The sequence below is a fragment of the Mesorhizobium sp. P2_B5 genome, from assembly GCF_056404775.1.
Genome location: NZ_JBFUDJ010000002.1, coordinates 340741 through 364186 on the forward strand (window position 1 = coordinate 340741; position 23446 = coordinate 364186).

The 23446-nt window shown below is 63.1% G+C and carries 21 protein-coding genes; 1 reads left to right on the forward strand and 20 read right to left on the reverse strand.

Annotated elements, in window-relative coordinates; genetic code table 11:
• Nucleotides 1-644: 644 nt before the first annotated feature.
• The 5 genes from AC1D1N_RS08155 to mce form a co-directional block, all read right to left on the reverse strand.
• A complete protein-coding gene (locus AC1D1N_RS08155) occupies nucleotides 645-1328 on the reverse strand; it encodes an ABC transporter ATP-binding protein (RefSeq protein ID WP_112565145.1) in 684 nt (227 codons plus the stop codon).
• A complete protein-coding gene (locus AC1D1N_RS08160; protein WP_477347770.1) occupies nucleotides 1325-2641 on the reverse strand; it encodes a lipoprotein-releasing ABC transporter permease subunit in 1317 nt (438 codons plus the stop codon). The genes AC1D1N_RS08155 and AC1D1N_RS08160 overlap by 4 nt, the downstream gene beginning before the upstream one ends.
• Nucleotides 2638-3966 (reverse strand): proline--tRNA ligase, encoded by a 1329-nt coding sequence (gene proS, locus AC1D1N_RS08165; RefSeq protein WP_477347772.1) that lies wholly within the window; start codon nucleotides 3964-3966, stop codon nucleotides 2638-2640. Before proS ends, AC1D1N_RS08160 begins: the two co-directional genes overlap by 4 nt.
• Before the next feature lie 731 nt (nucleotides 3967-4697).
• Complete coding sequence (locus AC1D1N_RS08170) at nucleotides 4698-4982, reverse strand: DUF1467 family protein (protein WP_477347774.1); 285 nt, start codon at nucleotides 4980-4982, stop codon at nucleotides 4698-4700.
• Complete coding sequence (gene mce / locus AC1D1N_RS08175; RefSeq protein WP_436260511.1) at nucleotides 4979-5383, reverse strand: methylmalonyl-CoA epimerase; 405 nt, start codon at nucleotides 5381-5383, stop codon at nucleotides 4979-4981. The genes AC1D1N_RS08170 and mce overlap by 4 nt, the downstream gene beginning before the upstream one ends.
• A gap of 133 nt (nucleotides 5384-5516) precedes the next feature.
• On the opposite strand from mce, the gene AC1D1N_RS08180 reads away from it, so the two are divergent.
• Nucleotides 5517-6359 carry an MBL fold metallo-hydrolase gene (locus AC1D1N_RS08180; protein ID WP_477347777.1) on the forward strand — a complete coding sequence of 281 codons (843 nt, stop codon included), beginning with the start codon at nucleotides 5517-5519 and terminating at the stop codon, nucleotides 6357-6359.
• A gap of 21 nt (nucleotides 6360-6380) precedes the next feature.
• On the opposite strand, the gene AC1D1N_RS08185 is transcribed toward AC1D1N_RS08180, so the two are convergent.
• The 15 genes from AC1D1N_RS08185 to AC1D1N_RS08255 form a co-directional block, all read right to left on the reverse strand.
• On the reverse strand, nucleotides 6381-8051 hold the full coding sequence (locus AC1D1N_RS08185) for a ribonuclease J (RefSeq protein ID WP_352584105.1): 1671 nt from the start codon (nucleotides 8049-8051) through the stop codon (nucleotides 6381-6383).
• Nucleotides 8052-8142: 91 nt separating this feature from the next.
• The gene (locus AC1D1N_RS08190; protein WP_477347779.1) at nucleotides 8143-8964 is read right to left on the reverse strand and encodes a biotin--[acetyl-CoA-carboxylase] ligase; all 822 of its coding nucleotides are present in this window, start codon (nucleotides 8962-8964) and stop codon (nucleotides 8143-8145) included.
• A gap of 5 nt (nucleotides 8965-8969) precedes the next feature.
• Entirely contained in the window at nucleotides 8970-10406 is a 1437-nt protein-coding gene (gene nuoN / locus AC1D1N_RS08195; RefSeq protein WP_477347781.1) for an NADH-quinone oxidoreductase subunit NuoN, read from the reverse strand.
• A gap of 18 nt (nucleotides 10407-10424) precedes the next feature.
• Entirely contained in the window at nucleotides 10425-11930 is a 1506-nt protein-coding gene (locus AC1D1N_RS08200) for an NADH-quinone oxidoreductase subunit M (protein ID WP_112565126.1), read from the reverse strand.
• Nucleotides 11930-13903 carry an NADH-quinone oxidoreductase subunit L gene (gene nuoL, locus AC1D1N_RS08205; RefSeq protein ID WP_477347783.1) on the reverse strand — a complete coding sequence of 658 codons (1974 nt, stop codon included), beginning with the start codon at nucleotides 13901-13903 and terminating at the stop codon, nucleotides 11930-11932. Before nuoL ends, AC1D1N_RS08200 begins: the two co-directional genes overlap by 1 nt.
• Before the next feature lie 10 nt (nucleotides 13904-13913).
• Nucleotides 13914-14222: an NADH-quinone oxidoreductase subunit NuoK gene (nuoK, locus tag AC1D1N_RS08210; protein ID WP_023670810.1), complete on the reverse strand. Its 309-nt coding sequence runs from the start codon at nucleotides 14220-14222 to the stop codon at nucleotides 13914-13916.
• A 1-nt stretch (nucleotide 14223) separates the two neighbouring features.
• The gene (locus AC1D1N_RS08215; RefSeq protein WP_352559278.1) at nucleotides 14224-14844 is read right to left on the reverse strand and encodes an NADH-quinone oxidoreductase subunit J; all 621 of its coding nucleotides are present in this window, start codon (nucleotides 14842-14844) and stop codon (nucleotides 14224-14226) included.
• A 124-nt stretch (nucleotides 14845-14968) separates the two neighbouring features.
• On the reverse strand, nucleotides 14969-15460 hold the full coding sequence (nuoI, locus tag AC1D1N_RS08220; RefSeq protein WP_181055889.1) for an NADH-quinone oxidoreductase subunit NuoI: 492 nt from the start codon (nucleotides 15458-15460) through the stop codon (nucleotides 14969-14971).
• Nucleotides 15460-16503, reverse strand: a complete 1044-nt coding sequence (gene nuoH / locus AC1D1N_RS08225; protein WP_352559276.1) for an NADH-quinone oxidoreductase subunit NuoH — start codon at nucleotides 16501-16503, stop codon at nucleotides 15460-15462. The genes nuoI and nuoH overlap by 1 nt, the downstream gene beginning before the upstream one ends.
• Before the next feature lie 2 nt (nucleotides 16504-16505).
• Complete coding sequence (nuoG, locus tag AC1D1N_RS08230; RefSeq protein WP_477347786.1) at nucleotides 16506-18587, reverse strand: NADH-quinone oxidoreductase subunit NuoG; 2082 nt, start codon at nucleotides 18585-18587, stop codon at nucleotides 16506-16508.
• On the reverse strand, nucleotides 18587-18868 hold the full coding sequence (locus tag AC1D1N_RS08235) for a pentapeptide repeat-containing protein (protein ID WP_477347788.1): 282 nt from the start codon (nucleotides 18866-18868) through the stop codon (nucleotides 18587-18589). The genes nuoG and AC1D1N_RS08235 overlap by 1 nt, the downstream gene beginning before the upstream one ends.
• Nucleotides 18869-18877: 9 nt before the next feature.
• Nucleotides 18878-19570 carry an NADH-ubiquinone dehydrogenase gene (locus AC1D1N_RS08240; RefSeq protein ID WP_477347790.1) on the reverse strand — a complete coding sequence of 231 codons (693 nt, stop codon included), beginning with the start codon at nucleotides 19568-19570 and terminating at the stop codon, nucleotides 18878-18880.
• 75 nt (nucleotides 19571-19645) lie between these two features.
• Complete coding sequence (gene nuoF / locus AC1D1N_RS08245) at nucleotides 19646-20950, reverse strand: NADH-quinone oxidoreductase subunit NuoF (protein ID WP_477347792.1); 1305 nt, start codon at nucleotides 20948-20950, stop codon at nucleotides 19646-19648.
• A gap of 10 nt (nucleotides 20951-20960) precedes the next feature.
• Complete coding sequence (locus AC1D1N_RS08250; RefSeq protein WP_477347794.1) at nucleotides 20961-22247, reverse strand: NADH-quinone oxidoreductase subunit E; 1287 nt, start codon at nucleotides 22245-22247, stop codon at nucleotides 20961-20963.
• Nucleotides 22248-23438: an NADH-quinone oxidoreductase subunit D gene (locus AC1D1N_RS08255; RefSeq protein ID WP_352559271.1), complete on the reverse strand. Its 1191-nt coding sequence runs from the start codon at nucleotides 23436-23438 to the stop codon at nucleotides 22248-22250.
• Nucleotides 23439-23446: the final 8 nt, after the last annotated feature.

The window sequence follows — 23446 nt, forward strand, 5'->3', positions numbered from 1 at the left end:
GTCTTGGTGGAGCACCCTAGCGTCATGGCGGCAAGAAAGGCTTAACGGCACAACGCTCTCCTGCCCGCCTCAAAACACTGCGGCGAACCGCAGATCATCACATGGCGCCGATCCAGACCGCCATGGAAACGAGAAACGCACTCATGCACACCAACGAAACGACGTCCTGAACAAGATCGCTCATAACTCTCTCCTGTTGTTGCTATGTTCGTATTTTGTTCTAATTTTGTTCGAATGTCAACGATCGGAAAGCGGCATGCCGACGAATCCTGACAGCCGGTTTGGGCAGGGTTAAGAAAGCGTTGATGAGGTGACGTTGCCGATCGGAAGGCGAAAGATATCCACTGCTTCAGGCGGCGAATTGTTGGCGAACGTCGGCGCCGCCCCTCACCTGCCTGCCGGCATCCTCTCCCCGTATAGTGACGGGGAGAGGGGTCGCTCTCATCGACGATTTCGCCAATCGCCGGCGTTTGCAAGATTGAGCGCCGAGGGCGCGGCAGGCCAGTTTCTCCCCGTCACTATACGGGGAGAAATGTCCGGCAGGACAATGAGGGGCGGCGCTGCCTTCGGCAATCTTGCTTGCTCTGAAGGACCTCGCCAAGGAGGCGATCATCCGCAGGCCTCCTGAGCCATTGCCGTGCCTACTAAAGCGGCACCACCTTACCCTCGTGCAACGTCACCCGCCGATCCATGCGCGAGGCGAGCTCGTGATTGTGGGTGGCGATCAGCGCGGCAAGGCCGGACTGCCTGACCAGCGCGCCCAGCGCCTCGAAGACATAGGAGGCGGTGACGGGGTCGAGATTGCCGGTCGGCTCGTCGGCCAAAAGCAGCAATGGCGCATTGGCGACGGCACGGGCAATGGCGACGCGCTGCTGCTCGCCGCCCGACAATTCGGACGGTCGGTGCGACGCGCGCTTGCCGATCTGCATGTAGTCGAGCAGCTGTGCCGCGCGCTCCGACGCCTCCTTGCGCGAGAGCCCCTTGATCAGCTGCGGCATCATGATGTTTTCGAGTGCCGAAAATTCCGGCAGCAAATGGTGAAACTGATAGACGAAGCCGACATCGTTGCGGCGGATCGCGGTGCGCTCGTCATCGGAGAGCCGCCCGCAGGCGCGGCCGGCCAGAATGACGTCGCCGGCATCGGGGCGCTCGAGCAGGCCCGCAGTGTGCAAGAGCGTCGACTTGCCGGTGCCCGATGGCGCCACCAGCGCCACCATCTCGCCGCGCTTCAGCGAAAAGTCGGCGCCGTTCAAAATGGTGAGCTTGCGCGGCCCCTGGACATAGTGCCGCTCGACGCTCTTCAGCTCGATAATGATCTCGGACTTCATTCGTATCTCAAGGCCTCGACCGGATCGAGACGGGCGGCCCGCCACGCCGGAAACACGGTGGCCAGGAAGGACAGGCCGAGCGCCATCAGGATGACGTAGGTGGTCTCGCGCGGGTCCATCTTTGCCGGCAGCTGGCTGAGGAAATAGAGCTCCGGATTGAACAGCACCTTGCCGGTCATCCAGGAGAAGAACTGGCGGATGGATTCGATGTTGGTGCAGATGAGCACCCCGAGCAGCACGCCGGCGAGCGTGCCGGTGACGCCGATCGCAGCGCCCGTCATCAGGAAGATGCGCAGGATGGCGGCGCGCGAGGCGCCCATCGTGCGCAGGATGGCGATGTCGTGGCCCTTGTCCTTCACCAGCATGATCAGGCCGGAGATGATGTTGAGCGCCGCCACCAGCACGATCAGCGTCAGGATCATGAACATGACGTTGCGCTCGACCTGAAGTGCTGAAAAGAACGTCTCGTTGCGCTGGCGCCAGTCGACCATGTCGATCGGCCGCTGCGCTGCCGCATCGACCAGCGGTTTCAGCGCGTCCACATCGTCGGGATTGTCGACATAGATCTCGATCGTCTGCGCCCTGCCGTCCATGTTGAAATAGAGCTGCGCTTCGGAAAACGGCATGTAGACGATGGAGCTGTCATACTCCGACATGCCGACCTCGAAGATCGCCGCCACCTTGTAGCCCTTCATCCGCGGCGTCGTGCCCATCGGCGTCACGTCGCCGTCCGGCGAGATCAGCGTGATGGTGTCGCCAAGCACGAGGCCGAGATTCTCGGCCATGCGCTTGCCGATGGCGACGCCCTCGCCCGAGTCGAAATCGGCGAGCGAACCCTGCTTGACGTTGTTGGCGACGATGGCGATCTTGCCGAGGTCTTCGGCGCGTATGCCGCGCACCAGCGCGCCCATGCCGCCGCCGACATTGCCTTGCGCCAGCACCTGGCCGTCGATCAGCGGAATGGCGTATTTGACGCCGGCCACGCCGTTGATGCGGGCGGCAACCTGCGCGTAGTCCTCAAGAGGCGAATCCAGCGGCTGCACGATCAGATGACCGTTGACGCCGAGGATGCGGGTCAGAAGCTCAGCCCGGAATCCGTTCATCACCGCCATGACGACGATCAGCGTGGCGACACCGAGCATGATCCCGAGGAAGGAGATCGAGGCGATGACCGAGATCACCGTCTCCTTGCGGCGCGACCTCAGATAGCGCCAGGCGACCATGCGTTCGAACATGGAGAACGGGCCAGCGACCGGAGATTTGGCGATCGGCGACTTGGCGACCGAAGGCTTCGTTGCCGCGGCTTCGCTCATGCGGTTGCACCGAAGCGTTTCTTGGCCTCCGCGACCGGCAGCGTCTCGCGCTCGCCGGTCCGGCGGTTCTTGATCTCGATCTCGCCGGCGGCAACGCCGCGCGGTCCGACGATCACCTGCCAGGGCAGGCCGATCAGATCGGCGGTGGCGAACTTGCCGCCCGGACGCTGGTCGGTGTCGTCATAGAGCACGTCCTTGCCGGCGCCGGTGAAGGCGGCATAAAGCTCGCCGCAGACGCGGTCGCAGTCGGCGTCGCCCACCTTCATGTTGATCAGGCCGATGTCGAACGGCGTCACCGCCTCCGGCCAGATGATGCCGTTGTCGTCATGGCTGGCCTCGATGATCGCCGCCACCAGGCGCGATGGGCCGATGCCGTAGGAGCCGCCGGAGACGAAATGATCCTTGCCGTCGGGCCCGGTCACCTTGGCGCCCATCGGCTTCGAATATTTGTCTCCGAAATGGAAGATGTGGCCGACCTCGATGCCGCGCGCCGAGACCCGGTCCGCTTCGCCGAGCTTGTCCCAGGCCGCCTCGTCATGCATCTCGTCGGTGGCGGCATAGGGCGTCGTCCATGTCTTGACGATGTCGGCGATCTCGCCGTCATTGGCAAAGTCGGTGTTTTCGCCGGGCACCTGAAGCGACAGATATTCGCGGTCGCAGTAGACCTGGCTCTCGCCGGTGTCGGCCAGGATGATGAATTCATGGCTGAGGTCGCCGCCGATCGGCCCCGTGTCGGCCCGCATCGGGATCGCCTGCAGCCCCATGCGCGTGAACGTCCTGAGATAGGACACGAACATCCTGTTGTAGGCTGCCTTGGCGCCCTCGAAATCGAGGTCGAAGGAATAGGCGTCCTTCATCAGGAATTCGCGTGAGCGCATGACGCCGAAGCGCGGCCGCACCTCGTCGCGGAACTTCCACTGGATGTGGTAGAGGTTGAGCGGCAAATCCTTGTAGGACTTGACGTAGGCGCGCACGATCTCGGTGACCACTTCCTCATTGGTCGGACCGTAGAGCATGTCGCGGTCCTGCCGGTCCTTGATGCGCAGCATCTCCTTGCCGTAGTCGTCATAGCGGCCGCTTTCGCGCCACAGGTCGGCCGACTGGATGGTCGGCATCAGGATTTCCAGTGCGCCTGCGCGGTTCTGTTCCTCGCGGATGATGCGGCAGACCTTGTCCAGCACCAGCTTGCCCAGCGGCAGCCAGGAAAAGCTGCCCTGCCCCTGCTGGCGGATCATGCCGGCGCGCAGCATCATCCGGTGCGAGACGATCTCGGCCTCACGCGGATTTTCTTTCAGGATGGGCAGGAAAAACTGCGACAAACGCATGGACAGGTCCGTGAGAGAGGAGGCTGCGCCGGAATCGGCGCGGCTGGCTTGCTTGCCCCGGCTTCATAGCTATTTCGTGACGGAATGGAAACCCGACCGGCCGCATCGGCCCGAAATCGCAAAAATCGATTCTTCTTCCAAAGATCTTCGAACCGAAAACGATAATTGCTCAGGTGCAAAGTGATGGCTTGGCTGCAAAGTGCTGACACACGCTTTGCGCGTCTGAGCGACGCAGCACACCTGGCCACATTAATGCGGCAGCGCCGGTGTTGTTCGTTTCGCAAGCAAAGCCTGCCGCACTATTGTGCACTGCAGCACAGATTGCCCGTTTGCGGGCAAAATTCTGCGTGACAATTTCATCGGGGTTAGGCTAGTGTGCCCCGATAACCGAGAGGGTAGAGAAAAATCTGCTCTCCTACGCGGTCAAAGTCTTGGGAGGATGCGATCTAGGCGCGGTTACCCGCTGCCGCCGGAAACCGGAAAACAGATCGGAACGCGTTTAAATTGCAAGGCCTTGTGCCTTGCATTTTTTTTGCGCAATCATCTGGTTAGATCGACCTGTTACCAAATCACGTGAGCTTGCCTCGGCCCGGTGCCAGGTCGTGATTCTATTGCGGCTGGGCCATGCCTGGGCGCGGGTGGCGCATCGCAGGCGGGCCAGACAAAACTGGAGTTTGGTGCTCCGAAAACAGGCACAAACACCCTACCCGATCTTTCGGCGGGAAAAGGTTTTAGTTAGCCGGTGTCTGGCTGGCTTCGGGGATGATGTGCGGGACTTCGTCGAGGCTGTAACCCAACCCATGCGTCAGGCCGTAGAAAATGCCCATGACGACAGCCGTGACGATGGTGGTGCGGATCACGGCGCGCAGCATATGCGGCCCGCGCGGGGCGCTGGCAACCGTGCCCAGCGTCACGTCGTGATCGTCATCCTGCGTATGCACGCTGAACGGCAGCACCAGGAACAGCATCAGCCACCATGTGATGAAGAACAGCGCGGCAAACGAAATCCAGCTCATGCCTGCTCCAGTTCTACCAGCGTGCCGAAGAAATCCTTGGGGTGCAGGAACAGCACCGGTTTGCCGTGGGCGCCGGTTTTGGGATTGCCGTCGCCCAGCACGCGGGCGCCGCTCGCCTTGAGATGATCGCGCGCGGCAAGAATATCGTCGACCTCATAGCAGACATGATGCATGCCGCCCGAGGGGTTCTTCGCCAGGAAAGCCGCGATCGGCGAGCCCTCGCCCAGCGGCTCCAGCAGTTCGATCTTGGTGTTGCCGACATCGACGAACACCACCGTCACGCCGTGCTCCGGCAGCGGCTGCGGCGCGGTGACCTTCGCGCCAAGCGTATCGCGGTAGGCGGTGATCGCCGCGGCCAGATCCGGCACGGCAAGCGCGACATGGTTCAGGCGTCCCAGCATGAAACCTCCAGCTTCGATGCTGGCGTCTTACGTCAAATCGGCCGACATCAATAGTCTTTGCCGAGGCGCGCAAGGTCGCACTTGGGTGAACCGCCGCCCTGTTCCAATCGATGTCTGCGAAGTACAAACGGCAATGCCCGATATCCGCTCCCGCGTTTTCAGCTTCGATCTCGGCTCGTTCAAGGTCGCCGCCCTGCTCGACGCCGTCGATCTCCGCGACAATCTGGCGGCTGCCTTCGCCCCCGGGCAACCGCCGGGCGCGGTGCGGGAACTCGCCATCTCGAACTTCATCGATCCCAACCGCTACGAGCATTGCTTCATCCCGACGCTCGTCGACACCGGCGCCGAAAAGATCCTGTTCGACACCGGGTTCGGCGACGCCGACAGTTCGCTGCTGCAATGCCTGCAAGACCTTGGGCTCGAACCCGCCGACATCGATTTGGTGGTCATCACGCATGGCCACCCCGACCACATCGGGGGCCTCGTCCACAACGGCGAAGCCGTCTTCAGCCGGGCGCGCTACGTGTTCGGTGCGGCAGAATTCGTCTTCTGGACCGAGGCCGATAGGGTGCGCGAAGCCAGGCTGAGCAATCGCGACCTGTTCCTGCGTGTCTGCGCCGGCCTTGCCGACCGCGCGACATTCGTAGCGCCCGGAGACGAGGTCGTGCCCGGCATCACCGCCATCGACGCCGCCGGCCATTCGCCGGGACTGCTGGCGTTCCACGTCGAAAGCGACGGACAGCAATTGCTCGTCTGGTCGGACGCCTTCCTCCACTCTGTCGTGTCGATCCAGCGCCCTGACTGGCATGCCGACCTCGACGACAAGAAAGAACAGGCCGTCGAGACCCGCAAGCGCCTGCTGAAAATGGCCGCCGACCACCGGCTGCTTGTCGCCGGCTATCATATGCCGTTTCCGGGTCTCGGGCACATCGAGCAGGTGGACGGGACGTTTCGCTGGCGCCCCGCCACCAGCTGAACTCCACCGGATGGCGTCGCCCTAGCGGGTGACAAACACCGTCACCAGCGGCTTCTTGCCCCAGGCCTCGTTGGCGGCGCCGCGCACGGCGCGCCGCACCGCTTCCTGCACCAGATCGAGGTCTTTACGGCGCTGGCGCGGGATAGAGTCCACCGCGCCGACGGCCGCGTCGAGCATCAGATCTTCCATGTTCTCGCCGCGGGCATCCGCTTCAGCGACGCCGATGGCGACCAGGTCGGGATCGCCGGCCAGCTCATATTTGTCGTCGAGCACGACATTGACCGCGACATGGCCGGCGAACGACAGCTTGCGCCGGTCGCGTATGCCCATCGCCTGGTCGGTGCCGATCAGCCTGCCATCCTTGTAGATGCGGCCGAACGGCACCTGGTCGATGATGGTTGCCGGACCGGGAGCGAGCCGCAGCATGTCGCCGTCGCGCACCTGCGCCACCTGGCCGATACCGGAGGTCGACATCAGCGACCCCTGCGCCACCAGATGCGCGGCTTCGCCATGCACGGGAACGCCGATTTGCGGCCGCACCCACTCATACATCTTGCGCAATTCGCTACGGCGCGGATGGCCGGAGACATGCACCAGCGCGTCGCCGTCCTCGATGATCTTGATGCCGAGGTCGATCAGGCGGTTCTTGATCTCGAGGATCGCCTTCTCATTGCCGGGAATGGTGCGCGAGGAAAACACCACGGTGTCGCCTGCCGTCAGAGACACCGATTTCATCTCTTCGCGCGAGAGTTTGGCCAGTGCAGCCAGCGGCTCGCCCTGGCTGCCGGTGCAGATGATGACCAGGTTTTCGCGCGGGATGAAACCGAAATCCTCCTCGGCGATGAATTCCGGCAACCCGTCCATGTAGCCGAGTTCACCGGCGACATCGATGACGCGCTTCAGCGAGCGTCCCAGCACCAGGCACTGCCGGCCCGCATCGCGCGCCGCCTTGGCGATCGAGACGATGCGCCCGACATTGGAGGAGAAGGTGGTGACCGCCACGCGGCCGACGGCACTCTGGATGACGCCCCTGAGGCCCTCGCCAACCGCCACTTCCGACGGCGATTCGCCTTCCCTGAGCGCGTTGGTCGAATCGCAGACCAGCGCCAGCACGCCCTTGTCTCCGTAGGCGCGGAAGCGCGCCTCGTCGGTTTTGGGACCGATCGTCGGCTCCGGATCGATCTTCCAGTCGCCGGTATGGATGACCGTGCCGGCCGGCGAGGTAATCGCCAGCGACATCGGCTCGGGGATCGAATGCGCCACCGGAATGGCCTCGATCTCGAACGGACCGACGGTGAACTTTTCGCCTGCCCGGTAGATCGTCACCGGGATCTTCGGCGCGCCCTGTTCGCCCTGGCGCTTGGCGTCCAGCAGGCCGGCGCTGAACGGCGTCATCCACACCGGTGCCTTCAGCTTTGGCCAGGTGTCGAGCAGCGCGCCATAATGGTCTTCATGCGCGTGGGTGATGATGATGCCGCGCAGATTGGCGAGGTTCTCCTCGATAAAGCGCGTATCGGGCAGGATCAGGTCGACGCCTGGATGCGCCGCGTCGGGAAAGGTGACGCCGACATCGACGACGATCCATTCGCGCGCACTGGGCGGGCCGTAGCCGTAAAGGGCGAAGTTCATGCCGATCTCGCCGACGCCGCCGAGCGGCACGAAGACGAGTTCGGCGTTTTGCGCTTTCGCCATCAATTTTCCCTTCCCGGCCCTTGCGGCCAGCCCCTTAAGCAATTCCAGGAAAAGTGTGTAACGGTTTTCCCACAGGACTTGCGCACAACAATCAGACTCTTGCCGACGCGACCGCGCCGAAATGCACGTCGCCGGCGGCTACCGTCACAACCGACCCCTCGTCATCGCGGATCACGAAACGGCAGTCCGCGTCAATGGTCTCGAAGGTACCGCGCACCACATTCCCGTCAATCCTGACAGCAACCTCGCCGCCAAGCCCCGCTGCGCGCGCCAGCCAGCGCCGCCGGATGGCATCGAGCCCGCGTCCTTCATCCCACAGCCGCGCATTGTCGGTCCAGGCATCGGACAGCGCCAAAAACAGCGTTTCGGCATCGCATGTCGCGCCAAGCGCCTGAAGCGATGTCGCCGGATACGGCATATCAGTGGGATGCGCCACCACATTGACGCCGATGCCGACCGCCACCGCGAAGCGGCCGCCGTCGAGAATGGCCGATTCCAGCAGGATGCCGGCAAGCTTGGCGCCGGAGGCCAGCACATCGTTCGGCCATTTCAACTCGAAACGGTTCTTGCCGTCGCTTCCGCCGTCGAGGCCGATAGCGATCCTGCCCTTCGGCACGACGGCATCGAGTGCGTCCGCCAGCGACAGGCCGGCGACGAAACCGAGTGTCGCCGCTAGACGCAACTCACCGCCGGTGATGACGAGCAAAGTCGCGGCCAGATTGCCTTCGGGCGATACCCAGGCTCGACCCCGCCGGCCGCGCCCGCTTTCCTGCTTTTTGGAAACGACCCACAATTTGCCGGGGTCGCCTGCCCTTGCATGGTCCAGCGCCACCGTGTTGGTGGAACCGATACTGTCATGGGCCTCGAGCCGGAACCCTTCCGTCTCAGAGGTTGGAGCCAGCCGAAATGCCATCCCGCTCAGAAAAATGTCTTGGCGGCGGCTTCGGCGTAGGTCGCGATCGGACCGCCGATCAGCACATAGAACAGCACGAAAGCGCCGGAGACGCCGAGCACGAGGCGCAGTTCACTGGCCATCGGCACGAAGCCGCCCGCCGGTTCGTCGAACCACATGATCTTGATGATGCGCAGATAGTAATAGGCGCCCACGACCGAAGCCAGCACGCCGATGATCGCCAGCGCGTAAAGATTGGCGTTGATGGCGGCGAGGAAGACGTACCACTTCCCCCAGAAGCCGGCGAGCGGCGGGATGCCGGCCAGCGAGAACATCAATATGGTCAGGATCGTCGCCATGATCGGGTTGGTCGACGAGAGACCGGCGAGATCGCTGATCTGCTCGACATTGCCCTCCTTGCGCCGCATGGCGAGGATGAAGGCGAAGGTGCCGAGCGTCATCACCAGATAGATCAGCATGTAGATGGCGACGCCGCGCACACCGGCCTCGCTGTTGGCCGCAAGACCGACCAGCGCATAGCCCATATGGCCGATCGAGGAGTACGCCATCAGTCTCTTGATGTTGGTCTGGCCGATGGCGGCAAAGGCGCCGAGCGCCATCGAGGCGATCGAGATGAAGACGACGATCTGCTGCCAGTCGGAAGCGATCGGCTTGAAGGCGCCCATGGTGACGCGCACGATCAGCGCCATTGCCGCCATCTTGGGGGCTGCCGCCAGGAAGGCGGTGACCGGCGTCGGTGCGCCCTCATAAACATCCGGCGTCCACATATGGAACGGCACCGCCGAGATCTTGAAGGCGAGGCCGGCCAGCACGAAGACCAGGCCGACGACGAGGCCAAGCTGGCGTTCGCCGCTGCCAAGTGCGGAGGCAATTTCCTGGAAGCCGACATTGCCGGTGTAGCCGTAGACCAGGCTGATGCCATAGAGCAGCATGCCCGACGACAGCGCGCCGAGCACGAAGTACTTCAGGCCGGCCTCGGTCGAGCGCAGATTGTCGCGGTTGATCGCCGCCAGCACGTAGATCGCCAGCGATTGCAGTTCGAGGCCGAGATAGAGCCCGATCATGCCGTTGGCCGAGATCATCAGCATCATGCCGAGCGTGCAGAGCAGGATCAGCACCGGGTATTCGAACTTGTCGAAATGCTCCTGCTTGGCAAAGCGCATCGACATCACCAGCGTCACTGCCGAACCGACGAGCGACAGCACCTTCATGAAGCGGGAAAAGGGATCCTGGATGAAGGCGTTGCCATAGGCTGCGCCCTGCCCCGTGGAAAAGACCAGCCATATGCCGGCGATCACCAGCACGGCGACGGCAAGGCCGGTCACCATGTTGACGGCGTTGGCACGCGAATAGGCGCCGACCATCAACAGCGCCAGCGCGCCGATGGCAAGGATCAGCTCCGGCGTCGAGAGCGAAAGGCTGGAGTAAAGGTCCGGCGTCATGGTTCGCAAAACCTCTGGTCAGTTCGCCGCCGCGGTCTGCGCGGCGCCGATGGATGCTGTGACATTGGTGACGAGCGCCTTGACCGACTGGGCCGTGGCATCGAAGACGGGGGCGGGATAGACGCCGAAGAAGATGACCAGCACGACCAGCGGGTAGATGATCGCCTTCTCGCGCGTCGAGAGGTCAAGCAGGCCCTTCAGGCTTTCCTTGGTCAGCGCGCCGAAGATCACCCGGCGGTAGAGCCAGAGCGCATAGGCCGCCGACAGGATGACGCCGGTGGCGGCGAAGAACGCCACCCAGGTGTTGACCTTGAACACGCCGAGCATGGTCAGGAACTCGCCGACGAAGCCTGACGTGCCGGGCAGGCCGACATTGGCCATGGTGAAGACCATGAACACGGTGGCGTATTTCGGCATGTTGTTGACCAGGCCGCCATAGGCGTCGATCTCGCGTGTGTGCATGCGGTCGTAGATGACGCCGACGCACAGGAACAGCGCGCCGGACACCAGGCCGTGCGACAGCATCTGGAAGATCGCGCCCTGCACGCCTTCCTGGTTCATGGCGAAGATGCCCATGGTGACGAAGCCCATATGGGCGACCGAGGAATAGGCGATCAGCTTCTTCATGTCCTCCTGCATCAGCGCCACCAGCGAGGTGTAGATGATGGCGACGACCGACAGCGTGAACACCAGTGGCGCAAACATCTCCGACGCCAGCGGGAACATCGGCAGCGAGAAGCGCAGGAACCCGTATCCGCCCATTTTGAGCAGGATGGCGGCCAGGATCACCGAGCCCGCCGTCGGCGCCTCGACGTGCGCGTCAGGCAGCCAGGTGTGCACCGGCCACATCGGCATCTTCACGGCGAAAGAAGCGAAGAAGGCGAGCCATAGCCATGTCTGCATGCTGGCCGGGAAATTGTGGGTCAAAAGCGTCGGGATATCGGTGGTGCCGGACTGGAAGAACATCGCCATGATGGCGAGCAGCATCAGCACCGAGCCGGCCAGCGTATAGAGGAAGAACTTGAACGAGGCATAGACGCGCCGCTTGCCGCCCCAGACGCCGATGATGATGAACATCGGGATCAGGCCGGCCTCGAAGAAGACGTAGAACAGCACGATGTCGAGCGCGCAGAACACGCCGATCATCAGCGTTTCCAGGAGCAGGAAGGCGATCATGTAGGCCTTGACGCGCTTGTCGATCGCCTCCCACGACGCCAGGATGCAAAGCGGCATCAGGAACGTCGTCAGGATGACGAACAGCATCGAAATGCCGTCGACGCCCATATGGTAGGAGATGCCGGAATCCAGCCAGGCGTATTTCTCGACGAACTGGAAGCCGGCCTGCGAATTGTCGAAGCCGGTCCAGATGAACAGCGAGATGATGAAGGTGGCCGCCGTCGTTGTGAAGGCGATGGCGCGGATGTTGCGGCGTGCGTTTTCGCTGTCGTCCCGGATGAACAGGATCAGCAGCACACCAACCAGCGGCAGGAAGGTGACCAGCGAGAGGATTGGCCAGGCGGTCATCAGAGCATCATCCAGGTGACGAGTGCGGCCACGCCGATCAGCATGGCGAAGGCATAGTGATAGAGGTAGCCGGTCTGCAGCTTGACGACGCGGTTGGTGACGTCGACGACGCGCGCCGAAACGCCGTCCGGCCCGAGCCCGTCAATGATGGTGCCGTCGCCGGTCTTCCACAGGAACCTGCCCAGCGCCTTGGCCGGCCGCACGAACAGGACGTCGTAGAGCTCGTCGAAATACCACTTGTTGAGCAGGAAGGCATAGAGCAGGCGATGGTTGGCGGCGACACTCCGGGCCAGTTCCGGCGAGCGTATGTAGAACTTCCAGGCGACGGCAAAGCCGATGACCATGGCGACGAACGGTGCCAGCTCGACCCACAGCGGCAATTCGTGGATATCGTGCAGGATGTGGTTGTCCGGCAGCGTGAACAGCGACGCCTTCCAGAACTCGGTATAGCCCTCGCCGATGAAGGCGCCATGGAAGATGATGCCGGCAAACAGCGCGCCCGCGGCCAGGATGAACAGCGGCACCAGCATCACCGGCGGCGATTCATGGACGTGGTGCATGACGTCGTGGCTCGCCCGCGGCTCGCCGTGGAAGGTCATGAAGATCAGCCGCCAGGAGTAGAACGAGGTGAAGCAGGCGGCGATGACCAGCAGGATGAAGGCGAGGCCGGCGACCGAATTGTGCCCGGCAAAGGCAGCCTCGATGATGGCGTCCTTGGAGAAGAAGCCGGCGGTGCCGATGACGGTCACCGGAATGCCGACGCCGGTCAGCGCCAGCGTGCCGATCACCATCATCCAGTAGGTCTTCGGAATGAGCTTCCGCAGGCCACCCATCTTGCGCATGTCCTGCTCGTCGGAGACGGCATGGATGACCGAGCCCGAACCGAGGAACAGCAGCGCCTTGAAGAAGGCGTGCGTGAACAGATGGAAGATGGCGGCGCCATAGGCGCCGACGCCGAGCGCCACGAACATGTAGCCGAGCTGCGAGCAGGTCGAATAGGCGATGACGCGCTTGATGTCGTTCTGCACCAGGCCGACGGTCGCCGCGAAGAAGGCGGTGAAGGCGCCGATGAAGGTGACCACCGTCAGCGCCGAATGCGACAGCTCGAACAGCGGCGACAGGCGCGCCAGCATGAACACGCCGGCCGTGACCATGGTGGCGGCATGGATGAGGGCGGAGACCGGCGTCGGGCCTTCCATGGCGTCCGGCAGCCAGGTGTGCAGCGGCACCTGCGCCGACTTGCCCATGGCGCCCATGAACAGCAGCAGGCAGACAATGGTCATGGCCGAGTGCTTGTCGAGCGCATAGCCAAGGAAGGTGAGAACGGCAGCACCGTGCTCAGCGCCTTCGGTCGGAATGAACGTCGCGGCATTGGCGAAGATGGTGCCGAGATTGACCGAGCCGAACAGCACGAAGACGCCGAAAATGCCCAGCGCGAAGCCGAAATCGCCGACGCGGTTGACGACGAAGGCCTTGATGGCCGCGGCATTGGCCGACGGCTTCTTGTACCAGAAGCCAATCAGCAGGTAGGAAGCGAGACCGACGCCCTCCCAGCCGAAGAACATCTGCACGAGATTGTCGGCCGTCACCAGCATCAGCATGGCGAAGGTGAACAGCGACAGATAGGCAAAGAAGCGCGGCCGGTTCGGGTCGTGGTGCATGTAGCCGATCGAATAGATGTGAACCAGCGCGGACACGGTGTTGACCACCACCAGCATGACCACCGTCAGCGTGTCGATCCTGAGCGCCCAGGAGGCGTCGAGACCACCGGACTGGATCCAGCGCAGCATCGGCACGGTGAACACCTCGCCCTCGCCGAAGCCGACGGAGAAGAAGGCGAGCCAGGACAGCACGGCCGAAATCACCAGGAAGCCAGAGGTGATGTATTCCGATGCCTTGGCGCCGAGCGAATTGCCGAACAGGCCGACAATCAGGAAGCCCAGCAGCGGAAGGAAGACGATCGCTTGATACATAACTGCCTCGTCAACCCTTCATCTGGTTCACGTCTTCGACCGCGATCGAGCCGCGGTTGCGGAAGAAGACGACAAGAATGGCAAGACCGATGGCCGCTTCAGCGGCCGCGACCGTCAGCACGAACAGCGCAAACACCTGTCCGACGAGATCGCCGAGTGCGGCCGAGAAGGCGACGAAATTGATGTTGACGGCCAAAAGGATCAACTCGATCGACATCAGGATGACGATGATGTTGCGGCGGTTCAGGAAGATGCCGAACACGCCGAGCGTGAACAGGATCGCCGATACGGTGAGGTAATGTGCGATGCCGACGACCATCTCAGAGCCCCTCGCCCGACTTGACCTTGCGGATTTCCATGCCCGTCGCCGGCGTGCGGCCAACCTGGGCTGCGATCGACTGCCGCTTGACCCCTTCCTTGTGGCGCAGCGTCAAGACGATCGCGCCGATCATGGCGACCAGCAGGATGAGGCCCGAAATCTGGAAGTAGTAGAGGTAGTCGGTATAGAGGATGTCGCCGAGGGCGGCGGTGTTGGTCCGCGCGGCGAGGTCCGGGATCGGCTTTGAGACCGTCGACGCCAGCTGCGGCGCGAATGTGTAACCGCCAAGCACCACGATCAGCTCCGCCGCCAGGATCAGCCCGACCATCGCGCCGATCGGCGCATATTGCAGAGCGCCCTCCTTCATCTCGGCGAAGTCGACATCGAGCATCATGACGACGAACAGGAACAGCACCATCACGGCGCCGACATAGACGACGAGCAGGATCATCGCCAGGAACTCGGCGCCGGTCAGCATGAACAGGCCGGCAGCGTTGAAGAAGGTCAGGATCAGGAACAGCACGGAATGCACAGGGTTACGCGCCGAAATGACCATGAAGGCCGACGCCACCGCGACAAAGGCGAAGAGGTAGAAAAAGGCCGCCTCTAGTCCACTCAGCATTGGGGATCCCCCGGGTTCCTGTCCGAAACAGGACGCTCGTCCTGTTCGATGTTTGCGACCGCCTCCGGCCGGCAAGTTGCGTTGTCCTTAGACGAGGCCCCTCGCCCCGTCCATGCGTCAAATGTCAGCGGTAGGGCGAGTCCAGCGAGATGTTACGCGCCAGTTCGCGCTCCCACCGGTCGCCATTCGCCAGCAGCCTGTCCTTGTCGTAGTAAAGCTCCTCGCGCGTCTCCGTCGCGAATTCGAAATTCGGGCCCTCTACGATGGCGTCGACCGGGCAGGCTTCCTGGCAGAAGCCGCAATAGATGCACTTCACCATGTCGATGTCGTAGCGCACGGTACGGCGCGTGCCGTCATTGCGGCGCGGGCCGGCCTCGATGGTGATCGCCTGCGCCGGGCAGATCGCTTCGCACAGCTTGCAGGCGATGCAGCGTTCCTCGCCATTGGGATACCGGCGCAGCGCATGCTCGCCCCGGAAGCGCGGGCTGACCGGCCCCTTCTCGTGCGGATAGTTGATCGTCTCCTTCGGCGCGAAGAACTGGCGCATCGACAGGAAGAAGGCGCTGACGAAATCCTGCAGCAGCAGCGATTTTGCGGCTTGGCCAAGAGCGGACATCACGCAAACCCCGTGATCTTGAGAAAGGCAGCGACGATTACCACCATCGCCAGCGAGATCGGCAGGAAGACTTTCCAGCCCAGGCGCATCAGCTGGTCGTAGCGGTAGCGCGGCACGAAGGCCTTCACCATGGAGAACATGAAGAACATCAGGCAGATCTTGAGCACGAACCAGATCACGCCGGGCACCCAGGTGAAGGGCGCGAAGTCGAAGGGAGGCAGCCAGCCGCCGAGGAACAGGATGGTGGCCAGCGCGCACATCAGCACCACGGCGACATATTCGCCGAGGAAGAACAGCAGGAACGGCGTCGAGGAGTATTCGACCATATGGCCGGCGACCAGTTCCGACTCGGCTTCCACCAGATCGAAGGGCGGGCGGTTCGTCTCGGCCAGCGCCGAGATGAAAAAGATGACGAACATCGGGAACAGCGCCAGCCAGTGCCAGTCGAGGAAGCTGTTGGGCAGGCCAAGCTTGGTACCCAGCCCGTCCTGCTGCGACATCACGATGTCGGACAGGTTGAGCGAGCCGACGCAAAGCAGCACGGTGACGATGACGAAGCCGATCGAGACTTCGTAGGACACCATCTGCGCCGCCGAGCGCAGCGCACCGAGGAACGGGTATTTCGAGTTCGATGCCCAGCCGCCCATGATCACGCCATAGACCTCGAGCGAGGAGATGGCGAAGACGTAGAGGATGCCGACATTGACGTTGGCGATCGCCCAGCCGGCGTTGACCGGAATGACTGCCCAGGCCGAGATAGCCAGCACCGCAGACACCAGCGGCGCCAGCAGGAACACGCCCTTGTTGGCGCCCGACGGGATGACCGGCTCCTTGAAGACGAACTTCAACAGATCGGCGAAAGCCTGCAGCGTGCCCCATGGGCCGACGACGTTCGGGCCGCGGCGCAGTTGCACCGCCGCCCAGATCTTGCGGTCGGCGTAAAGCAGGTAGGCGACCCCGATCAGCAAAACGACGATCAGCACGACCGACTTCAAGAGGATGATCAGCGTCGGCAGCACGTAGAAGGAGAAGAAAGTGTCCATGTCTACTCTGCCGCCTGCCTGAAGCCGTTTTTCGCCAGCGCCGAGCACTCAGCCATTACGGCCGACGCCCGCGCGATCGGGTTGGTCAGATAGAAGTCCGTGACCGGCGAGGTGAAAGTGCCCTTGTTCAGCCGCCCGCCGAGCTTCGCCACCTTGGCGATGTCGTCGGCGTTACCGGCCTCGACATGATCGATGCGGGCGAGATGCGGGTATTCGCCATAGAGCTTGGCGCGCAGCTGCTGCAGCGAATCGAACGGCAGCTTCTTGCCGAGCACATCCGACAGTGCCCTGAGAATCGCCCAGTCCTCGCGCGCATCGCCCGGCGCGAAGCCGGCGCGGTTGGTCTGCTGCACGCGTCCCTCGGTGTTAACATAGGTGCCCGACTTTTCGGTGTAGGCAGCGCCCGGCAGGATGACGTTGGCGCGGTGCGCGCCGGCGTCGCCATGGGTGCCGATATAGACGACGAATGCGCCGCCGGTGTTGCCCATATCGATCTCGTCGGCGCCGAGCAGGAACAGCACGTCGCTGTCGCCGAGCATGCCGGCGACATTCTTGCCGCCCTCGCCCGGCACGAAGCCGACATCGAGGCCGCCGACGCGGGCGGCCGCATTGTGCAGCACGGCAAAGCCGTTCCAGTCGGCGCGGGCAGCGTTGACGGCAGCGGCGAGCTTCGCCGCCTGGCCGAGCACGGCCGCGCCATCGGCGCGCGACAGTGCGCCCTGGCCGACAATGATTAGCGGATGCGTCGCCTTCTTCAGCACCTGGAAGAACTTGCCGTTGCCGTCGGCCAAATCCTTCAGCGATTCCGGGCCGGCGCCGAGCTGTTCGTAATCGTAGCGTGTGTCGCCAACCTCGCCGATGACGCCGACCGGCAAATTGCCGATGCGCCAGCGCTTGCGAATGCGGGCGTTGAGCACCGACGCCTCGAAGCGCGGATTGGCGCCGATGATCAGCACCGCATCGGCCTGCTCGATGCCCTCGATGGTCGGATTGAAGATGTAGCTGGCGCGGCCAAGCGCCGGATCGAGTGCGGCGCCATCCTGGCGGCAGTCGATGTTCTTCGAGCCCAGCGCAGCCATAAGCTGCTTCAGTGCGTAGATTTCCTCAACCGCCGCGAGATCGCCGGCAATGGCGCCGATCTTCTCCGGCGCAGCCTTCGACACCGCATCCTTGATCGCCGCGAAGGCCTCGGCCCAGCTGGCGGGAGCAAGCTTGCCGTCCTTGCGCACATAGGGGCGGTCGAGGCGCTGCGTGCGCAGCCCATCCCAGATGAAGCGGGTCTTGTCGGAAATCCACTCCTCGTTCACCGCTTCGTTGACGCGCGGCAGGATGCGCATCACTTCGCGGCCGCGGCTATCAACGCGGATAGCCGAGCCGACGGCGTCCATGACGTCGATGGATTCGGTCTTGGTCAGCTCCCACGGCCGCGCCTGGAAGGCGAAAGGCTTCGAGGTCAGCGCGCCGACCGGGCAGAGATCGATGACATTGCCCTGCAACTCCGAGGTCATCGCGCTTTCGAGATAGGTGGTGATCTCGGCGTCCTCGCCGCGGCCGATCAGGCCGAGCTCGGAAATGCCGGCGACTTCCGTGGTGAAGCGGACGCAACGCGTGCAGTGGATGCAGCGGTTCATCACCGTCTTGACCAGCGGGCCGATATACTTGTCTTCGACCGCGCGCTTGTTCTCGTGATAGCGCGAGGAATCGACGCCGAAGGCCATTGCCTGGTCCTGCAGGTCGCACTCGCCGCCCTGGTCGCAGATCGGGCAATCCAGCGGATGGTTGATCAGCAGGAACTCCATCACGCCTTCCCGCGCCTTCTTGACCATCGGCGTGTTGGTGAAGATTTCCGGCGGCTCGCCGTTCGGGCCGGGGCGCAGGTCGCGCACACCCATGGCGCAGGAAGCCTGCGGCTTGGGCGGCCCGCCCTTCACCTCGATCAGGCACATACGGCAATTGCCGGCGATCGACAGACGCTCATGGAAGCAGAAGCGAGGCACTTCCGCGCCGGCGTCCTCGGCCGCCTGCAGCAGCGTATAGTGGTCGGGTACAGTGATCTCTTTCCCGTCGACCTTGAGCTTTGCCATCAATTGCCCCCGGCGGTCTGCGCCGTCTCATATGCCTGAAACAGATCGCTCAACCTGATGCCATTGATCATCATGCCGGCGAGTTCAGCGTTTTCTATCTTCAAATTGCTCATATTCACATTGCTGAAAAACGCGTTCGAGAGGTCCGCGTCTTCCACCAGGGCCGCCGACAGGTTGACGTTGCGAAACTGCATGTTCGACAGGTTCACATCGTCAAATCTGGAGTTGCTGACGATGGCATTGCGCACATCGAGAACTTCGCTCCTGTCGTGGACATCCATACCTGCCCCCTACCTCTTCGCCTTGGCGGCGAGCGTCAGCGCCGCCGCCTGGCGGGTCCACTCGTCGCGGCCGACGCGGCCTTTGAGCGACAGGTAATCCTCGACCCAGGCAATCTCTTCCGGTGTCCATGCGGCGATCTGGGCAAAGGTCCAGATGCCGAGGCCGTTCAGCACCTTTTCCAGCTTCGGCCCGACGCCCGCTATCGCCTTGAGATCAGACGGCTTGGACGGACGCGCTATCGTCTTGGGCTGCCTGAAATCCTCCGGCATCAATCCGGTCGTGGCGTCTTCGGCGACCGGGTCCGCCTTCTCCGGCTCGGCATCGACGGTGCGGGCGGCAATATCGGTCACGTCCTGGGCGAAGGTCTGCGCCTCGGCGATCAGGGTTTTGGTCGCCGCGCGCGCCTTGGTGGCGGGGGCGGTCTCCGAATAACGCTCGGCGCGCTGCTCGAAATCGTCGATGATCGGCTGGAAAATCCGCTGCGATGTCTCGACAGCACCCGACCATGCGCCAAGCCACACGCCAAAGGCATGGTTGGCGAGGCCGAAGCCAAGCGCCGACATGGCGGCAGCACCGGCGACAGGATGCGCGAGAAGGTTGACGGCGCTGGCCATCTCCTTCGGCATCATCCTGGTCAAATCCTGGTTCATCTTCTCAAGCTGGTCCAAATTGGGCATCAAAGGGTTCGAATACGGCGCCATAGAAATCTCCTGGTCGTTTCTTCGTCTGCCCGCCCCGCATGTTTCAGTCCCGGGCTTCACGCCCGTATTTCAAATCTATTCCGCCGCCACCATCACCGGCTCGGCCCGGTGCGCGTTGCGCGAAAACTCGTCGATACGCCGCTCCACCTCGCCGCGGAAATGCCGCATCAGCCCCTGGATCGGCCATGCCGCCGCGTCGCCTAGCGCGCAGATCGTATGGCCTTCCACCTGCTTGGTGACGTCGAGCAGCATGTCGATCTCGCGCTTTTGCGCCTCGCCGCGCACCAGCCGTTCCATCACCCGCCACATCCAGCCCGTGCCTTCGCGGCACGGCGTGCACTGGCCGCAGCTCTCATGCTTGTAGAAATAGGACAGCCTGGCGATCGCCTTCACGATATCGGTCGACTTGTCCATGACGATGACAGCCGCCGTGCCGAGGCCCGATTTCAGGTCGCGCAGCGCGTCGAAATCCATCGGCGCATCGATGATCTGCTCTGCCGGCACCAGCGGCACCGAAGCGCCACCCGGAATGACCGCAAGCAGATTGTCCCAGCCGCCGCGAATGCCGCCGCAATGCGTCTCGATCAGCTCGCGGAACGGGATCGACATCGCCTCTTCGACGGTGCACGGATTGTTGACGTGACCGGAGATGCAAAACAGCTTGGTGCCGACATTGTTGGGCCGGCCGAAGGACGAGAACCAGGCCGCACCACGGCGCAGAATGGTCGGGGCCACCGCGATCGACTCGACATTGTTCACGGTTGTCGGACAACCGTACAAGCCGACATTGGCCGGGAATGGCGGCTTCAGCCGCGGCTGGCCTTTTTTGCCTTCGAGGCTTTCCAGAAGCGCGGTTTCCTCGCCGCAGATATAGGCGCCGGCGCCGTGATGCATGTAGATGTCGAAATCGTAGCCGGACGTGTTTTTCTTGCCGATCAGCTTGGCCTCATAGGCCTCGTCGATGGCGCGCTGCAGCGCCTCGCGCTCCCTGACGAACTCGCCGCGCACATAGATGTAGGCGGCGACCGCGCCCATGGCGAAGCCGGCAATGAACGAGCCCTCGACCAGCGTGTGCGGATCGTTGCGCAATATGTCGCGGTCCTTGCACGTGCCGGGCTCGGATTCGTCGGCATTAACAACGAGATAGCTCGGCCTTCCGTCGCTCTGCTTGGGCATGAACGACCATTTCAGCCCGGTCGGGAAGCCGGCGCCGCCACGGCCGCGCAGGCCCGACGCCTTCATTTCGTTGACGATCCAGTCGCGCCCCTTGGCGATGATGCCGGGCGTGTTGTCCCAAGCACCGCGCGCCATGGCGCCGGCCAGCGACTTGTCGAAGAGGCCGTAGATGTTGTTGAAGATGCGGTCTTGATCCTGAAGCATGTTTCGTCCCTCAGACCGGCTTCTTGCCGAAGACGCGGATGTATTCGGCGACGCCGCCCTTGGCGAGCGCCTTGGCTTGGCCGACCCAGTCGTCGCGGTCGATGCGGCCACTGAAGGCGAGATAGCCGTCCATCCAGTCGCGCTCGGCCTTCTTCCACGAAGCGACCTGCGCGAAGGTGAAGATGCCCAGAGTGTGCAGGATGCCCTCGATCTTCGGGCCGACGCCCGAGATCAGCTTGAGATCGTCGACCGCGACCGGCCTGTCGATGCCGGCCGGACGGTTCTTGTCTTTGAGCGACGGTTTTGCCGGCCTGGCAGCTGGAATCTTGACTTCCGGCGCTTTGAAGGCAGTCGCCGGCTCGGCTTTGTTCCTGGAGCCGCTACGCTGTTTCGAGACCTCCTCGACTTCCGGCGCAGCCAGGTTGGCATTGGCAGCTGAATGCAGCGGCGCGGCAACGCTCGCTGCTTTTTCCACCTCGGGCGCGACCTTGACCGGCGATGGCGACTTCAGAGCCGGACTGGTCTCTGGAGCATCGGTCTTTGGCTTGCCGGCCTTGGACGGAGCAACCGGCGCTGCGGCAGGCGCCTGCGAAACCGTAGCGGCCGGCGCAACCGCGGCTGGCGCCGTTCTTGCAGCTTTGGTCGCCGCCTTGGCTTCCTTGTCGCGCGTCGCCTTGAGGATCGCCTTTTCGCTCTTCAGCGTCGTCAGACCGGGAGCCGGCTCCGAGCCGGTTCGACCGTTCTGCGGTCCCGTCGGAACCGAGGCGCCCTTGCCCGCATCGTAGAGATCGATGATTTCGGCCAGCCGTTCCGGCGTCAGATCCTCGAACGTGTCCTTGAAGACCATGACCATCGGCGCGTTGACGCAGGCGCCCAGGCACTCGACCTCCTCCCACGACAGCGTGCCCTTGTCGTTGGTGTGGAACTGGTCGTGGTGGATCTTCGAGCGGCACACGTCCATCAGCGCTTCCGAGCCGCGCAACATGCAGGGGGTGGTGCCGCAGACCTGAATATGCGCGCGTGTGCCGACCGGATTGAGCTGATACTGCGTGTAGAAGGTCGCAACCTCAAGCCCACGGATGCGCGGCATGCCGAGCATGTCGGAAATAGTCTCGATCGCCGCCTTGGTGACCCAGCCTTCCTGTTCCTGCGCGATCATCAGCAAGGGAATGATCGCCGACTGCTCGCGACCCTTCGGATATTTCTTGATCCATTGCTTGGCCGCTGCCGCATTCGCCCGGTTGAAGGCGAAGGACGCTGGCTGGACGCTGGCTTCTGCGAGACGGCGGACTGACATTTAGCGATCGACCTCACCAAACACGATGTCGAGGGAGCCGAGAACGGCGGTGACGTCGGCCAACATGTGGCCGCGGCAAAGGAAGTCCATGGCTTGCAGATGCGCGAAGCCCGGCGCGCGCAGCTTGCAGCGGTACGGCTTGTTGGTACCGTCGGAGACGAGATAGACGCCGAACTCGCCCTTCGGCGCTTCGACAGCCGCATAAACCTCGCCGGCCGGCACGCGATAGCCCTCGGTGTAGAGCTTGAAATGATGGATCAGCGCTTCCATCGAGCGCTTCATCGCCTGGCGCTTGGGCGGCACCACCTTGCCGTCGAGGTTCGATACCGGGCCGGTGCTTTCCTTGCCGAGCAACAGATCGACGCACTGGCGCATGATTTTCGCCGACTGGCGCATTTCTTCCATGCGCACCAGGTAACGGTCGTAGCAGTCGCCGTTCTTGCCGATCGGGATGTCGAAATCCATCTCGGAATAGCATTCATAGGGCTGCGACTTGCGCAGATCCCAGGCAGCGCCCGAACCGCGCACCATGACGCCGGAAAAACCCCAGGCCCAGGCATCGGCCAGCGACACGGTGCCGATATCGACATTGCGCTGCTTGAAGATGCGGTTGCCGGTGAGCAGTCTGTCGAGATCGTCGAGCGACTTCAGGAACGGATCGATCCACTTGCCGATGTCCTCGACCAGCTTCGCCGGCAGGTCCTGGTGCACGCCGCCGGGGCGGAAATAGGCGGCATGCATGCGCGAGCCGGAAGCCCGCTCATAAAACACCATCAGCTTTTCGCGTTCGACGAAGCCCCACAGCGGCGGCGTCAGCGCGCCGATGTCGAGCGCCTGTGTCGTCACATTGAGGATGTGCGACATGATGCGGCCGATCTCGCAATAAAGCACGCGGATGAGCTGCCCGCGCTTCGGCACTTCGATACCGAGCAGCCGCTCGGCGGCAAGCGCGAAGGCATGTTCCTGGTTCATCGGCGCGCAATAGTCGAGCCGGTCGAGATAAGGCACCGCCTGCAGATAGGTCTTGTGCTCGATCAGCTTTTCGGTGCCGCGATGCAGCAGGCCGATATGCGGATCGACGCGATCCACGACCTCACCGTCCAACTCAAGCACCAACCTCAAAACACCATGCGCCGCAGGGTGTTGAGGTCCAAAGTTAATGTTAAAATTGCGGACGGAGGTTTCGGCCATTCTGGCGC